Source organism: Thalassobaculum fulvum (assembly GCF_014652915.1).
GTDB classification, from domain to species: domain Bacteria; phylum Pseudomonadota; class Alphaproteobacteria; order Thalassobaculales; family Thalassobaculaceae; genus Thalassobaculum_A; species Thalassobaculum_A fulvum.
Genome location: NZ_BMZS01000003.1, coordinates 360,460 through 375,652, shown reverse-complemented (window position 1 = coordinate 375,652; position 15,193 = coordinate 360,460). Strand labels below are relative to the sequence as shown.

Below are 15,193 nucleotides of genomic sequence, written 5' to 3'. Positions count from 1 at the left end.
TGCGCTCCGGCGGACGGAGCGGCAACCGTCCCCTGCGTGACGACACCGTTCGCCGCCGGGAGACGCAGGCTGCTACTGCCCGAAGCCCTCGACCGCCGCCGGATAGCCGTTGTAGGCCTGGGCCACGGTCCAGCCGGCGTCGATCGGCAGGGTCACTCCGGTGATGACGGCGGCCTGCTCGGACAGCAGGAAGACGATGCCGTCGGCGATGTGGCGCGGATAGACCAGCACCTTCAGCGCCCCGGAATCCTTGATCTTCTCCGGGTCCCGGTGACCGCTGTCGATGCGCGCCTGGATCGCCGGGGTGATGGTGTAGGTCGGCGCGACGGCGTTCACCCGGATGCCGTGGATGCCGTACTCGCAGGCCAGGATCTCGGTCAGGTGCCGGACCGCCACCTTGCTGACGTTGTAGGCCGGGATCGGCATGACGGCGAAGCTGTTGATCGACGCCAGGTTGACGATCGCGCCGGCCTGCCGGGCCTTCATCCGGCGCGCGGCGGCGACGTTGACCGACCAGGTCCCGCGATAGTTCACGTCCATGACGCGGTCGGCCTCGGCGCGATCCATGCGCTCGGTCGTGATCGCGTTCTGCAGGATGCCGGCGGAGTGCACCACCGCGCCGACCGGGCCGATCCCGACCTCGATGTCGTCGAACAGGTCCTCGACCGCCTTGTCGTCGGCGACGTCGATGGCGCGGACATGCACGGTGCCGCCGGAGCGGCGCAGGCTGTCGGCGACCGTCTCGGCGGCCTCGAGGTTGCGGTCGGCGATCACCACCACCTCGCCGGCGGCGGCCAGCTTCTCGGCGGTCGCGTGCCCGATGCCACTGGCACCGCCGGTCACCACCGAAATGCGTCCCTGGGTCATGCGTCTCTCTCCCGAAGGTCTGCTTTGTTGTCGGCTACAGGGCAGCGTCGATCTCGGCCTCGGTCAAGCCGGCCTCGCGCAGCACCTCGCGGCCGTGCTCGCCCAGCCGCGGCTGGTGGTGGCGCACCGGCAGCGACTGGCGGTCGAAGCGGAACGCCGCGTCGGGGATCTCCAGCGCTCCTTCGCTCGGGTGCTCATAGGGCCGGAAGAAGCCGATCGCCTGCAGTTGCGGGTCGTCGCGCAGTGCCTCCAGCGTGTTGACCGGCCCGCAGGGAATCTCGGCTTCCCGCAGCGCCTGCAGCCACTCCGCCGTGCTGCGCTTCGCGACCTCGACGCCGGCGATCGCATACAGGTCGTCGATGTTGCGCGACCGGGCGGCGATGCTCTCGAAGCGCGGCTCGCTGGCCCGCTCCGGCATGCCGACGAGGTCCCAGAACCGCGACCACTGCCTGTTGGTGTAGGGCAGCATGCAGATATAGCCGTCGCTGGTGGCGTGCGGCCGACGCTGCTTCGACAGCGCCCGGACGTAACCCATCTGCCCTTCCGGCGGCGAGAAGGTGGCGCCGTACTGGTGCTCGATCATGGTGTAGCCGACCATGGCCTCGAACATGGCGGTCTCGACGTAGACGCCCTTGCCGGTCCGGAACTTCTGGAACAGCGCGGCCACCAGCCCGGTGGCGGCCAGCAGGGCGGCACTCTTGTCGGCCACCACCGACGGTGCCAGAACCGGCGCCCCGTCGCGCGCCGTGAACGCACCGGCGAACCCGGACTCGCCCTGGATCACGTCGTCATAGGCCGGCCGGGTGGCGTACGGCCCGTCCTCGCGATAGCCGTGCAGCCCGCCGTAGACGATCTTCGGGTTGCGCGCCATGACCGCGTCCGGCCCGAAGCCGAGCGAGACCATCTTCTGCGGCCGCATGTTGTGGACCAGCGCCTCGGCACCGTCGATCAGGCGCCACAGCGCCTCCTTGGCGGCCGGCTTCTTCAGGTCCAGCACCACGCTGCGCTTGTTGCGGTTGGAGCCGAGGAACACCGCCCCCATGCCCGGGTTGCGGGCCGGCCCGAGCACGCGGGTGGCATCGCCCTCCGGCGGTTCGATCTTGATGACGTCGGCGCCCAGGTCGCCCAGGATCTGGGTCGCATAGGGCCCGTAGATGATCGACGTGATGTCGATCACCCGCAGCCCGGACAGCGGCAGGAACACGGCGTTCTCCCCGATTACCTCCGCTGGTCGAACCGCCGGCCGACCAGGGCGGCGGCGATGTTCGTCTTCTGGATGTCGATGGCGCCGCCGGCGATGCCCCAGCCCCAGCCGTCGCGCAGCTTCTGCTCCATGCCGTACTCCTTGGCGTAGCCGTAGGCCCCCATGACCTGCAGGCCGGCGCCGGCGACGTCGCGCACGATCTCGTTGGCGAAGCACTTGGCGAGCGAGCTGTCGAGCACGCTCGGCAGGCCGTCCTCGGCGTTCTTGGCGGCCCGCCAGATCAGCAGCCGCGAGGCCTCGACCTTCATCGCCATCTCGGCGAGCTTGAGCTGCACCGCCTGGAACTCGACCAGGTTCTTGCCGAACGCCTTGCGCTCCTGGACGTAGGCCAGCGACTGGTCGAGGGCGGCCTGGGCGATCGCCAGGCACATGGTGGCGTTGCCGCAGCGCTCCAGGTCGAACGCCTCCATGAGCTGGCGGAAGCCGCCGCCTGCCGGGACGATCAGGTTCTCCTTCGGGACCCGAACGTCGTCGAAGAAGATGTCGGCCGACGGGATGCCGCGGAAGCCCATCAGCCGCTCGCGCTCGCCGAACGACACGCCCGGCATGCCCTTCTCGACGTACAGCGCGCCGATGCCCTTGGCGCCCGGATCGTCCGACAGCTTGGTGTAGACCACGTAGGCGTCGGCATGACCGCCGCCGGAGCACCAGCGTTTCTGGCCGTTCAGCACGAAGTGGTCGCCGGCGTCGACCGCCCGGGTCTTCAGGTCGGTCAGCGCCGTGCCGGCATCCGGCTCCGACATCGCGACCGCGCACACCAGCTCGCCGGCGCAGACCTGCGGGACCACGCGCTTGGCGAGTGCGGAATCCGCGAAGTGCTCGACCGCCCGCACCGGGCCGACCGAGCTCTCGAAGATCGGGAACGCGACCGCCGGGGAGACCTTGGCGAACTCCTCGAGCACGATCAGCGCCTCGAGGTTGCCGAGCCCCAGCCCGCCGAACTCCTCGGCGACGTTGATGCCGAGGAAGCCCATCTCGGCATAGCGCTTGATCCACTCCTTCGGCAGCGCCTCGTCCTCGACCTCGAGCCGCTTCGCGACCTCGGTCATCTCGCCCTGGGCGAAGTCGCGCGCGGTGTCGCGCAGCCGCTGCTGATCCTCGGTGAGCCTGAAATCCACGGTGTCGTCCTCCCGAACCGAAACGCGCCTGAACCATACCGCCGGGCGGTTCGCTGTAAATGAAAGCTTTTATCATCTGTTGAAATAGCGTAGAGCGACCCGGCCCGGCAACAGAGCGGTGATCCCATGCCCTCCTACCGGCCCGTCACGGCAACCCTGCGCGGTCTCGAAGTCCTGTCGGCCACCAGCCGGCTCGGCTCGCGCGCGACCCTGGCCGAGATCCACCGGCTCACCGAACTCGACAAGTCGACCATCCTGCGGATGCTGGAGACCCTGGAGCACGCCGGCTTCGTCGTGCGCGACGACGATCGCCGAAGCTGGCAGGTGACCGGCAAGACCCTGCAGCTCAGCGCCGGCTACGACCGCCACCGGGCCGTCGGCACCATCGTCGCCCCGGCCCTGGCGGCCTTCCGCACCAAGGTCGGCTGGCCGTCGGACGTGGCACTTTTCGACCACGACTCGATGCTGGTGGTTGAGACCTCGCGCGAGCCGGGACCGATGTTCCTGAACCGGCAGCCCGGCTACCGCGCGCCGGTGCTGGCGACCAGTATCGGGCTGTCCTACCTGGCGCACTGCCCGGCCGGCGAGCGCGAGGCGTTCCTCGCCCGGGTCGCCGACGACCCGGCGCCGTGGAACGCGCTGGCCCGCGACCCGAACCGGGCCGAAGAGCTGTTCGCGGAGATCCGCGCACGCGGCTACGCCGAGATGACCGCGAGCTACTCGACCCGCGAGTACGACGGCCTGATCAGCAGCATCGGCGTTCCGATCATGCGCGACGGCCGCGTCTACGGCGCCATGAACACCCTCTATCTGCTGAATGCCCTGACCCCGGCCCGGGCGGTCGCCGTCCTGCTGGGGCCGCTGCATGCCACCGCCGACCGGCTGGCCGCGGACCTGGCGCGCTACTCGGCCGAGTAGCAGGCGGCGCCGGGCAGCGCCGCGGCCGGGCAGCCTGTCGGCAGCAGCGGCCTCAGTCGGCGTACTGGGTGAGGAAGTTCGCGAAGGCGTCGCTTGCGATGAGGGTGTCCCACTCCTCGGCGAACGGATCGCGATGCCCGTCCCCGCCGGGAGCGTTCCGGTGATGCGCGGCGATATAGTCCTTGATCAGGCGCAGGCGCGACTGGGCCGAGCGCGCGTTGTGCGCCCCGTCCGTAGCGAGAACGCCGATCCCCTTCACAGCCGACACGGCAAGTGTGCCGAAGATCCCGAGGAAGCTGCCGATATCGCCGTCGTTGGCCTTGGCCGACGCCTCGGCCATGTCGTCGGAAACGTCCTGGAGCGTTCCCCCGTCGGGAGAGTGCCAGTTGCGTATCCGCTCCAGGGTGTCCAGCGCGCCCTGCGGAGCCATCCCGCACTTCACCATGACATCGAGACCGAGGAAATCGGCGTCGTCCTCCTGGGCGCGGCGGAGCATGTTCTGGACCAGCTTGCTCTTGCCGAAGCCCGAGAGCATCTGCTCGGAGCCCTGCAGCGCCGTGCCCTCGGTGGCCTTGGCCAGTTGGCCGGTGACACGTCCCCAGGGATCGCGGTCGTGCTGCATCTGGACGTGGGCCAACTCATGGGAAAGCACGAACGCCACCATCCCGATCGTATCGAACTCGGCGAGCCGAGCCGGAGAGACCACGAACAGGCCGGACGGATCGGCCTGCGCCACCTTCTTGCGCCGCTCCCCGGCCGCCGGGGGCGTGGCTTCCACGACGATCCGTACCTCGACCGGCGCATCCGGGCGCGGCGAGTGCGGCAGCAGGCACTTGTCGACCACCCGCTGCAGCAGGCGTGTCGTGCGGGGCGCCTTCAGGAACGTCAGGCCGTCGGCCCGGAGCCGCTTCCGCGCATCCGCCTTCCGACGGTCCATGGCGGCGGGACTGACGTAGGCATCGCCGTACTCGCTGCGGAACGTGGCCAGCGCCGGCTCGTCAGGGATCTCCTTGGCACTGGCCGACAAGGTGGATTCCCGATCATGGTCCTCCGCCTCCCCGGCGTATGCGGCACCGCCGCAGGCAAGCAGCAACGCCGCCGCCAGGACCGCCACCCTCAATCCGCGCCCGATCATGGTCAGCAGTCCGTGCCGAAGGCACGGTTGGCCCCACTGTCGACGGCGCCCTGGGCGACCTTGTTGCAGTCCTTCTTGGCGCGGGCATCGGCATCGGTGATGACATGCGACCGCCGGACTCCGTAGAGCCTGTCGCCGTCCTTCACGACGAGCGCGCCGGACGGCAACGCCCGGACCACCACGAACCGTCGGCTGGGTTGCCGCGCCTCGTAGTCGCGCCGCCGCATCTGACCGATCCGCTGTTCCGCGGTCTCGGGGTCGTAGAGGAAGAGCACCGGCCGCACGAACGACGCGATCATCAGCGGCTTTCCGGTGTCTCCTTCCGCAGAGACGAACGAGAACGCCACCACGATCGCCGCGACCGTCGCGGCGACACCTCCCGAAACCGTTGATCTTGCGAGCATGGCGTGTCCCCCCGACGACGCTTCCCGATGCCTGCAAGCAATTATTTCATCATTTCCCGAAAATTCAACCATCCCGATTCGTCGCCGACGGGAATGCCACCGCTACTCCCCCACGACCGAGGTCCGATCCGCGCGGCCGACGAACAGTTCCTCCAAGAACAGGACGTACTTGTTTCGCTCGATGACGAATAACCCCACTGAAAGAAGGATGATCTCGATGTAGTTGAGATTCGTGACCCGGAAGATCAGTATCTGCAGCATCATGATGCCGACAATAATCAGTACGTAGGAAACGGTCAGACCGGCATCGCGAATCACGTGGTAACCGATATTCCGCCACATGACCGTCGACTCGATCGGAAACTTGGTATCCATCCAGGTCGATGCGACCAGTGCGATCACCGTGATCACGGCAAAAACGAACATCGCAAAGTTTCCGTCCTCGATACGCACCGGTACCGCGTCGCTCGTGTTCTCTGTTTTCAGGTATTGCTCGCCCCAGGCCAGGAGGTTTTCGAGTGCCGTGGCATGCTTTACGCCGAACGGCAGGTCCCGCGCACTCGTGGGAGGATGAATCTCCCGCGAAACGCCGGCGATGTCGGCGGTGTAGATCACAATCTTGTCCTTCAGAAGCTTGTCGACGTCCTCCGGCCTCGACCTGAACAGGCTGCTGACGGTAGCGACGGGGTTGTGATAACAGTCGGTTTCCTCGAACCCACGCCCAACGTAATTCAAATAGTATTTCAGGAAGTAGTGCAGTCCGTACTCTTGGTACGAGATCTCCGAGTTGCAGACGAATTCATTGAAGTTCCTCGGGGATGGAGTCGCCCCCCAGAAGATCTGCATGTCCTCGCTGAACATCCTCAGCGCCGCATAGACCTGGGCATCGGGTTTCGCCAGCCAGTCGCTCTTAAGCTTACCCAGGCTGCCGGGGCAGTTGATCGGCGCTCCGAGGCGGCACTGGTCGATGTAGATCGCCAATGCGGGCGAGACCGCGGGAACGTAGTTCTCGATCTTCTCGAGGGCCTGAACCTCCCGGTCTTTCGGGCGGTCCCAGAGGATGTAGTCGCTGCCCCGTTTGCGCCGCGCCGCGACGACGTTGACGTTCTTCAACTCTCGAAGATCGTCGATGACCGACAGCACGTTGTCCACCCGGTGCCGCAGGCCCGCGAAGTAGATCGGAATGTCCCGAACGACCGGGCCGGCTCCGGCCGTCGTCTCGGTCGGTTCGCCGCCGCCCTCGCCGATCCAGTAGGTCCGGTCGTACTCCTCGACGGCCCACAGAAGCGACCTCAGGGACTCGTCGTCGCGCTCGTCGTTGAAGACGAAATCCACGTAGACCGCGCGCGGTTCTCCCAGTCGGATGCGGCCGATCACCTCGGCATGCGCCCCGAACGGCAACGGCCATGCCTGGCGACGCTTCCAGATCTCACCGTACCTCTTCACATCCTCCTCTCTGAGGACGACGAGGACGATGTCGTCTCGGATCCGGGAGCGCTCTGCGGGAAACAGGTCGCCGTCGTCGATCGCGCCGGGCGAGTTCTTCCGGAACGCCGTCCATTCGACCGCCGGTCCGACGATCCGGTTCACCGCGCGATAGCTGATCTCACGGGTCGCATCGGAGAACCCGAACGGGTCGAGATAGATCTGCACCGCCCCGATCACCAGCGCCGCGGCCAGCCGCACGAGATTGCGAAGGGTGAACAGAGCGCGACAGATCCCCATGCCTCCCCCCGGAAACATCTACCGGCGGTTGATCCCCGCGACAGTCTCGCGGGAATCGACCCTGGGTTGCAAGCATAGGTATTATTCTGCGGCCGGCCCCCGGGGGCTCCGGGACCGACGACGGCCGGGCCCGCCCTACTCGCGGAACGTCACGAACCCGTCGAGCGGAACCCGTTCGGTGATCAGCGTGTTCTCGACCGCCGACCAGTCGGCGTAGCCGAGCGACAGGCCACCGACCACGACCTGCTCGTCATCCAGGTCGAGCTCCTTGCGGATCACCTTGTGGTACGCCGCGAAGGCGGCCTGCGGGCAGGTCTCGAGCCCGTGGCTGCGGGCCAGGATCATGATGTTCTGCAGGAACATGCCGTAGTCGAGCCAGGACCCGATCTCCAGATGCCGGTCGACCGTGAAGATCATGCCGACCGGCGCGTCGAAGAACCGGAAGTTGCGGCCGTGCTGGGCGTGCATGCGCTCGGCCTCGCCGCGCGCGATGCCGAGCAGCCCGTACAGGTCCCAGCCGACCTTGCGGCGGCGCGACAGGTACGGCTCGCGGAACTCCTTGGGATAGTACGCCCACTCGTTGGCGTGCGTCTCGTCGCCGTCGAATGCGGCGGTCACGACATCGCACAGCCGGTCGCGGGCGGCGCCGGTCAGCACGTGCACCTTCCACGGCTGCATGTTGGTGCCGGACGGCGCCCGGGCGGCGAACTGCAGGATCCGCTCGACGGTCGCGCGCGGCACCGCGGTGTCGAGGAACGCGCGGACCGAACGGCGCTGCCCGACCGCCTCCTCGACGGCGTTCTCGGGCTCGACCGGCAACGGAATTCGCGGGGCGGAAGGCGGGGTTACGGCGTCCATGGCGGCGGAGGCTAGCGCGTGCCGGCGGAGCCGCCTAGCCCCTGCGGATTGCCGCTACGTCACCTGCCGTATCAGAATCCACAGCCCCAGGCCGAGTAGCGCGACGAACAGAGCCTGCCGAAACCGACGCTCGGACAGCCGCCCGCGGAGCCGCCGCCCGACCTCCATGCCGACCAGCGCGGGCAGCACGGCCACGGCCGACAGCGCGACCAGCCCCGTCGGGACGAGACCATGCCCGCCGAGCCCGGCTCCGAGCGCCAGGGTCGCGGTCAGAAAGGTCATGCCCATGGCCTGCACCAGCCGGTCGCGCGGCAGCCCGAGGGCCTGCAGATAGGGCACCGCGGGGATCACGAACGACCCGGTCATGCCGGTCAGCACCCCGGTCGCGAGCCCCATGGCAGGCGACAGCACCCGCTCGCGGCCCGGATCTACGACCCAGCCCGGCCGCGTCAGGCCGAGCGCGCCGTAGGCCGCAGTCGAGGCGCCGAGAACGGCCGCCAGCAGGCTTGCCGGGACCAGCGTCGGAGCGGCGCTGGCGAACAGAGTCCCGGCCGCCAGGACGGCCAGGAACGCCCAGAGCCGGCGCAGCAGGGGCCGGAAAGCACCGCCGCTGACCGCCTGCCACAGATTGGTCACCAGCGACGGCAGCAGCATGACCGAGACCGCCACATCGAGTCCGAGCGTCGCGGTCAGCAGGGCCAGCGTGACGGTCGGCAGGCCGAGCCCGACCACGCCCTTCACGAGCCCGGCGAGCGTCAGCACGGCGAGCACGACGGCGATTGCGGCGGGGTCGGTGGCGACGCTCATGGTCGACACCCTAGCCGGCCGGCGAGGTCGATGCTTCGGCCTCGGCCGAAGCGTCGCCCGGGCTCAGCGCGGCCGCAGCATTTCGTAGTGCGGGATGCCGTCCTCGTCGTACGGGCCCGTCACCACGCGGTAGCCGAGCCCCTCGTAGAAATCCTTGAGATAGGCCTGCCCGTTCAGCCGGACCGCGGAGTCGAAGCGCTCGGCGACGAACCGGTGGCACTCGGCCATGATCGCGCGACCGAGCCCCCGTCCCCGGCCCGACGCCGTCGTCAGGATCCGGCCGATCGCCGCCTCGTCGTAGTAGTCCCCGGGCGCGAACACCCGCGCCGAGGCCAGCATCGGCGATCCCGGGGCGCCGCCCTCCCGGCCGATCAGGTGCCACGCGACCGCATCCTTTCCGTCGATGTCCGGATACGGGCAGGTCTGCTCGACCACGAACACGTCCTGCCGGGCCCTCAGCAGTTCGTAGAGCGTTTCCCGGTCCAGGTCGTCCCAGCGATACCAGGTCCAGACGATAGCTGCGTCAGAGGCCACGCTTCTTCCCCTCCTCTCGACAGGAAACGTCAGCGGCGGGCCTGGCGGACGCCGGGCGCCGCACGCGCCTCGACCACCGCGGTCAGCGGCACCAGCACGAAGCCGGCCGCCCGGGCCTTCGGGATCCACTCCTCCAGCACGTTCAGCGTCGCGTCGCGAGGATGGCCGATGGCGATGGCGCTGCCGGTCTCGCGGGCGATCCGCTCGGTCTGAGCCAGCCGGTACTCGACCTCGGCCGCGGTGTCGGTGTTGTCCAGGAACACGTCGCGCCGGGTCGTCGGCACCCCGAGGCCGAGGGCCGTGGCCTCGCCGACGCTCCTGGCCGAAGTCAGGGAGTCGAGGAACAGCAGCCCGCGGGCCCCCATCTCCTCGGCGACCAGCCGCATGCCCTCGTCGCTCTCGGTGAACAGGCTGCCCATGTGGTTGTTGACGCCGACATAGCCTTCGAACTGCTTCAGGTTCCAGTCGATCCGGCGGCGCACCTCGGCGGCGCCGAGCTGAATATCGAGCACGTTCGGCCCAGGGTCGGAGTTGTGGCCGTGCGGCTGCATCGGGACGTGCACCAGCAGCTCGTGGCCGCGCTGGCGGGCCAGCGCGGTCTGCTCGTCCAGGTCGGTCGCGTACGGCAGGAACGCCAGGGTGACCGCCGCGGGCAGCTCGATCGCCCGGCGCCCGCGACGCTTGTCGATCCCGAGATCGTCCAGGACGATGGCGATCATCGGCCGCCCTTCGGCCGGCTCGGCGACACCGGCGAACCGGCGCCAGGCCGGCTCTCCGGCCGCCGGCGATGGCGGCGCGACATCCGGCGCCGGTGCGCGCACCGCGGGTTCCGACGACGACGACGCCGCCGGCTGGACGGGCGTCAGCTTGGGCAGCGGCACGGCGGCGGTTTCGACCGGCGGGGGCGCAGAAATTCGCGGCGACGCAGGATGCTCCGGGGTGGCGACGGAGGCGCTCCGCTGATGCGAGAGCTCGGGCGCCGGCCGGGCGATCCAGGCGCCGAACCCGATGCCGGCGCCGAACAGCAGCGCGGCACCGGTCACCGCGAGCGCCGCACGCCGCCACGGCATGCGCGGTTCCGCCCGCCGCCGATGGGTCTTTCGCGAGCCTGCGCGCCGCGCCATACGTGCCGCTTCCGTGCCGGTGATCGGGTTGATAAGGTAGCGTGATCCCGTTGCGCCGCAATGTTAACAAACTTTCGCAAGCTGCTGAAATGTTTCTTCTGATCGATAACTACGACAGCTTCACCTACAACCTGTACCACTTCCTCGGGGAGCTCGGTGCCCGGTTCGAGGTGCACCGCAACGACCGGATCACCGTCGACGAGATCGAGGCGATGAACCCGCAGGGCATCGTGATCTCGCCGGGCCCCTGCGATCCCGACCGTGCCGGCATCTGCATCGAAGTGGTCCAGCGGCTGGCGCCGAAGGTGCCGATGCTGGGGGTCTGTCTCGGCCACCAGACCATGGGTCAGGTGTTCGGCGGCGTGGTACGCCGCGGCCCCGTGCCGATGCACGGCAAGGTCTCGACGGTGCATACCGACGGCAAGGGCCTGTTCGACGGCCTGCCGCGCGATTTCGAGGTGACCCGGTATCACTCGCTGGTCGTGGGCGACGAGCGATGGCCGAGCGTGCTGGAGAAGACGGCCTGGACCGACGACGGCGTCATCATGGGGCTGAAGCACCGTGAGTACCCGTGCTGGGGGGTCCAGTTCCATCCGGAGAGCATCGCCTCCGAGCATGGCCATCGCATGCTTGCCAACTTCCTGCGTCTCGCCGGCTTCAACGGCAGCCCGATCCAGCCCATCGAGGAGATCGAGGCCCGTCTGAAGCGGACCGGGACCGACGGCTGAAGAAGACCCATGACCGGTGACATCCAGGATATGAAGGCGCTGATCGCCCGCGTGGCGGACGGCTTGTCCCTGAGCGAACAGGAGGCCGAGCTGGCCTTCGACATCATCATGTCGGGCAACGCCACCCCGTCGCAGATGGGCGGCTTCCTGATGGCGCTCCGGGTGCGCGGCGAAACGGTGGAGGAGATCACCGGCGCCGCCCGCACCATGCGCGCCAAGATGCTGCGGATCCCGACGCCCGAAGGTGCGATCGACACCGTCGGGACCGGCGGCGACGGCACCAAGACCTACAACATCTCGACCGCCGCGGCCTTCGTGGTCGCCGGCGCCGGCGTGGTGGTCGCCAAGCACGGCAACAGGGCGCTGTCGTCGCGCGCCGGCGCGGCCGACGTGCTCACCCACCTCGGCGTCGACATCGACTGCGACATGAGCCTGGTGCAAGCCGCCCTCGCCGAGGCCGGGATCTGCTTCTTCATGGCGCCGCGCCACCACAGCGCCATGCGCCATGTCGGCGGCACCCGGGTCGAGCTCGGGACCCGCACGATCTTCAACATCCTCGGCCCGCTGTCCAATCCCGGCGGGGTGAAGCGCCAGCTGATCGGGGTGTTCTCGAAGGACTGGGTGGTGCCGATGGCCGAGACCCTGCTGAAGCTCGGCTCCGAGCGGGCCTGGGTGATGCACGGCGACGGCCTCGACGAGATCACCACGACCGGCGTGACCAGCGTCGCGTCGCTGGAGAACGGTCGGATCGAGACCTTCGAGATCACGCCCGAGGACGCCGGGCTGGCGCGCGCCACCATCGACCAGGTGCGCGGCGGCGATCCGGAGCACAACGCGACGGCCCTGCGGGCGGTCCTGGACGGGGTGCCCGGGCCGTACCGCGACATCGTGCTGATGAACGCCGCCGGCGCCCTGATCGTCGCCGGCAAGGCCGAGACCATGAAGGACGGCGTGGCGCTGGCCGCCGAGGTGATCGACAGCGGTAGGGCCAAGGCCAAGCTCGACGCCCTTGTGGCGGTCACCAACCGGAGTGCGGCGTCGTGAGCGACGTGCTGGCCGAGATCTGCGCCCACAAGCGCACCGAGGTGGCCGCCCGCAAGGCGGCCCGCCCGCTGGCCGAGGTCGAGTCCGCCGCTCGCGCCGCCGACGCGCCGCGCGGGTTCGCCGCCGCCCTGCGCCGGGCGTCCGGCACCGGTTACGGGCTGATCGCCGAGATCAAGAAGGCGTCGCCGTCGAAGGGCCTGATCCGGGCCGACTTCGATCCGCCCGAGCTGGCCAGGGCCTACGCCGCCGGCGGAGCCACCTGCCTGTCGGTACTGACCGACGAGAAGTATTTCCAGGGCGCCGACGGCTACCTGGTCGCGGCCCGGGCGGCGGTACCCCTGCCGGTGCTGCGCAAGGACTTCATGCTGGATCCCTGGCAGGTCGCCGAGGCCCGGGCGCTCGGTGCCGACTGCATCCTGGTGATCATGGCGGCGCTGTCCGACGCCCAGGCCGGCGAACTCGAGGACGCCGCCATGTCCTGGGGCATGGACGTGCTGGTGGAGGTGCACGACGCGGCCGAGCTCGACCGGGCGCTCGCCCTGAGGTCGCCGCTGCTGGGCGTCAACAACCGCAACCTGAAGACCATGAAGACCGACCTGGCGACCACCGAGGCGCTGGCCTCGCGGGTGCCGGCCGGCCGGATGCTGGTGGCGGAGAGCGGCCTGAACAGTCCGTCCGACCTCGCCCGCATGGCCCGGGTCGGCGCCCGCTGCTTCCTGGTCGGCGAGTCGCTGATGCGCCAGCCCGACGTCACCGCCGCCACCCGCGCCCTGCTGGCCGACCCGGTCGCGGCGGTGGCCTGACCGGACCGAGAGAGCCCGATTCCGACTCACTGTCGAGTGCCATGAGCGATCTGACCCATTTCGACGATGCCGGCCGCGCCCGCATGGTCGACGTCGGCGACAAGGACATCACCGAGCGGAGCGCCACCGCCCGCGGCTCGGTGTACTGCTCGACCGACACCATCGCCCTGATCCGCAGCGGCGGCGTGAAGAAGGGCGACGTGCTGTCGGTCGCCCGCCTCGCCGGCATCATGGGGGCGAAGCGGACACCCGAGCTGATCCCGCTGTGCCACCCCCTCGCCCTCACCTCGGTCGCGGTCGACCTGACGGTCGATCCCGACCGCAAGGCCGTCGACATCGAGGCGACCTGCAAGCTGAAGGGCCGCACCGGCGTCGAGATGGAAGCCCTGACCGCAGTCTCGGTGGCGGCGCTGACGGTGTACGACATGGTGAAGGCGGTCGACCGCACCATGCGGATCGGCGACGTCAGGCTGGTCCACAAGGCCGGCGGCAAGTCGGGAGAGTTCCGTGGCGAGTGACCTGCTGCCGGTCGAGGACGCCCTCGACCGCATCCTGACCGCGCTGTCGCCGCTGCCAGCCGAGGTGGTGCCGATCTCCGAGGCGCTTGGCCGGGTGACCGCCGCGCCGATCCTGGCCCGGCGCACCCAACCGCCGGTGGCGGTTTCGGCGATGGACGGCTATGCCGTGCGGGCGGCCGACGTGGCGACGGTCCCGGCGACCCTGCGGCGGGTCGGGTCGGCGCCGGCCGGCGGCGGCTACGCCGGCACGGTCGGCCCCGGCGAGGCGGTGCGGATCTTCACCGGCGGACCGGTGCCGGCCGGCGCCGACGCCATCGTCCTGCAGGAGGACGTCGACGCCTCGGCCGAGGCGGACGGCGCCGAGATCTTGGTCCGCGAAGGCGCTCCCGCCGGAACCTTCGTGCGGCCGGCCGGCCTGGACTTCAGGACCGGCGACGTCGGCGTGCCCGCCGGCCGCCGGCTGAGCGCCCGCGACATCGGCCTGGCGGCCGCCATGAACGTGCCCTGGGTCCGGGTGATCCGGCGCCCGCGCGTGGCGATCCTGTCGACCGGCGACGAGATCGTCCGCCCGGGCGAGCTCGACGACCCGACCCGCATCGTCTCCTCCAACGCCTACGCCCTGGCCGCCGTGGTTCGGGCGGTCGGCGGCGAGGCCGTCGATCTCGGCATCGCGCCGGACGACCGCGACGCCCTGCGGGCGCTGGCGGCCGGGGCCCGCGGCGCCGACCTGCTGGTCACCAGCGGCGGCGCGTCGGTCGGCCGTCACGACCTTGTCCAGGAGGCGCTCGGCGACGGCACCCTCGGGGCCGACGCCCTCAAGGTCGGGTTCTGGAAGATCGCCATGCGGCCCGGCAAGCCACTGATCTTCGGGCATCTCGGCGCGATCCCCATGTTGGGCCTGCCGGGCAACCCGGTGTCGACGGTGGTGTGTGCGACGGTGTTCCTGCGCCCGGCGCTCGAGCGCCTGCTCGGACTCCCGGCCGGGCCGGCTGCCCTCACCGAGGCGATCCTGGCGATCGACCTCAAGGAGAACGACCGGCGCCAGGACTACCTGCGGGCCACTTCCGAGCCCGGCCCGGACGGACGGCGCCTGGTGACGCCGTTCGTGCGCCAGGACAGCTCGATGATGTCCCGTCTCGCCGAGGCCGACTGCCTGATGGTCCGGCCGCCGTTCGATCCCGCCCGGTCCCGGGGCGACACCGTCTCCATCCTCCCGCTCGACGGCGGCTTCCTCACGATCTGAGACGATCCCGGCGGAACTCTCCGCAGTGCCTTGAATTTGCTTGACCCGGACCCGGGACCAAAAGTAGAACATCGACCCATGTACCGTTTTTGTTCGCGCCGTT

General features: G+C 69.5%; 16 protein-coding genes. 6 read left to right on the top strand and 10 right to left on the bottom strand.

Annotation, left to right across the window (positions count from 1 at the left end; all coding sequences use genetic code 11):
• Positions 1–72: 72 nt before the first annotated feature.
• From IE246_RS08180 to IE246_RS08170, 3 genes are read right to left on the bottom strand one after another with little or no spacing between them, the layout of a single operon-like run.
• On the bottom strand, positions 73–867 hold the full coding sequence (locus IE246_RS08180) for an SDR family NAD(P)-dependent oxidoreductase (protein ID WP_189988464.1): 795 nt from the start codon (positions 865–867) through the stop codon (positions 73–75).
• Between the two features lie 34 nt (positions 868–901).
• A complete protein-coding gene (locus tag IE246_RS08175) occupies positions 902–2,071 on the bottom strand; it encodes a CaiB/BaiF CoA transferase family protein (protein WP_189988463.1) in 1,170 nt (389 codons plus the stop codon).
• 14 nt (positions 2,072–2,085) lie between these two features.
• Positions 2,086–3,249, bottom strand: coding sequence for an acyl-CoA dehydrogenase family protein (locus tag IE246_RS08170; RefSeq protein WP_189988462.1), 1,164 nt, complete (start codon positions 3,247–3,249; stop codon positions 2,086–2,088).
• A 126-nt stretch (positions 3,250–3,375) separates the two neighbouring features.
• Between IE246_RS08170 and IE246_RS08165 the strand changes: the two genes are divergently transcribed.
• Positions 3,376–4,167 (top strand): helix-turn-helix domain-containing protein, encoded by a 792-nt coding sequence (locus tag IE246_RS08165; RefSeq protein ID WP_189988461.1) that lies wholly within the window; start codon positions 3,376–3,378, stop codon positions 4,165–4,167.
• Between the two features lie 52 nt (positions 4,168–4,219).
• Here IE246_RS08165 and IE246_RS08160 read toward each other — a convergent pair whose 3' ends face one another.
• The 7 genes from IE246_RS08160 to IE246_RS08130 all read right to left on the bottom strand — a co-directional run bounded on the left by IE246_RS08160 (position 4,220) and on the right by IE246_RS08130 (position 10,700).
• Positions 4,220–5,302, bottom strand: coding sequence for a M48 family metalloprotease (locus IE246_RS08160; RefSeq protein ID WP_189988460.1), 1,083 nt, complete (start codon positions 5,300–5,302; stop codon positions 4,220–4,222).
• Positions 5,303–5,304: 2 nt separating this feature from the next.
• Positions 5,305–5,649 (bottom strand): hypothetical protein, encoded by a 345-nt coding sequence (locus IE246_RS08155; RefSeq protein ID WP_189988459.1) that lies wholly within the window; start codon positions 5,647–5,649, stop codon positions 5,305–5,307.
• Between the two features lie 159 nt (positions 5,650–5,808).
• Positions 5,809–7,449 carry a CHASE2 domain-containing protein gene (locus tag IE246_RS08150; protein ID WP_189988458.1) on the bottom strand — a complete coding sequence of 547 codons (1,641 nt, stop codon included), beginning with the start codon at positions 7,447–7,449 and terminating at the stop codon, positions 5,809–5,811.
• A 117-nt stretch (positions 7,450–7,566) separates the two neighbouring features.
• A complete protein-coding gene (locus tag IE246_RS08145; protein ID WP_229836673.1) occupies positions 7,567–8,250 on the bottom strand; it encodes a nitroreductase in 684 nt (227 codons plus the stop codon).
• 93 nt (positions 8,251–8,343) lie between these two features.
• Positions 8,344–9,096, bottom strand: a complete 753-nt coding sequence (locus tag IE246_RS08140; RefSeq protein WP_189988456.1) for a sulfite exporter TauE/SafE family protein — start codon at positions 9,094–9,096, stop codon at positions 8,344–8,346.
• A 63-nt stretch (positions 9,097–9,159) separates the two neighbouring features.
• Positions 9,160–9,630, bottom strand: a complete 471-nt coding sequence (locus IE246_RS08135; RefSeq protein ID WP_229836671.1) for a GNAT family N-acetyltransferase — start codon at positions 9,628–9,630, stop codon at positions 9,160–9,162.
• 29 nt (positions 9,631–9,659) lie between these two features.
• On the bottom strand, positions 9,660–10,700 hold the full coding sequence (locus IE246_RS08130) for a divergent polysaccharide deacetylase family protein (RefSeq protein WP_189988455.1): 1,041 nt from the start codon (positions 10,698–10,700) through the stop codon (positions 9,660–9,662).
• Between the two features lie 143 nt (positions 10,701–10,843).
• Here IE246_RS08130 and IE246_RS08125 point away from each other — a divergent pair, with 143 nt between their 5' ends.
• From IE246_RS08125 to IE246_RS08105, 5 genes are read left to right on the top strand one after another with little or no spacing between them, the layout of a single operon-like run.
• Positions 10,844–11,482 carry an anthranilate synthase component II gene (locus IE246_RS08125; protein ID WP_189988454.1) on the top strand — a complete coding sequence of 213 codons (639 nt, stop codon included), beginning with the start codon at positions 10,844–10,846 and terminating at the stop codon, positions 11,480–11,482.
• Positions 11,483–11,491: 9 nt separating this feature from the next.
• Complete coding sequence (gene trpD, locus IE246_RS08120) at positions 11,492–12,526, top strand: anthranilate phosphoribosyltransferase (protein WP_189988453.1); 1,035 nt, start codon at positions 11,492–11,494, stop codon at positions 12,524–12,526.
• Positions 12,523–13,329 carry an indole-3-glycerol phosphate synthase TrpC gene (gene trpC, locus IE246_RS08115; RefSeq protein ID WP_189988452.1) on the top strand — a complete coding sequence of 269 codons (807 nt, stop codon included), beginning with the start codon at positions 12,523–12,525 and terminating at the stop codon, positions 13,327–13,329. The genes trpD and trpC overlap by 4 nt, the downstream gene beginning before the upstream one ends.
• Positions 13,330–13,370: 41 nt before the next feature.
• The gene (gene moaC / locus IE246_RS08110; RefSeq protein ID WP_189988451.1) at positions 13,371–13,847 is read left to right on the top strand and encodes a cyclic pyranopterin monophosphate synthase MoaC; all 477 of its coding nucleotides are present in this window, start codon (positions 13,371–13,373) and stop codon (positions 13,845–13,847) included.
• A complete protein-coding gene (locus IE246_RS08105; RefSeq protein ID WP_444545904.1) occupies positions 13,837–15,090 on the top strand; it encodes a molybdopterin molybdotransferase MoeA in 1,254 nt (417 codons plus the stop codon). The genes moaC and IE246_RS08105 overlap by 11 nt, the downstream gene beginning before the upstream one ends.
• Positions 15,091–15,193 lie beyond the last annotated feature (103 nt).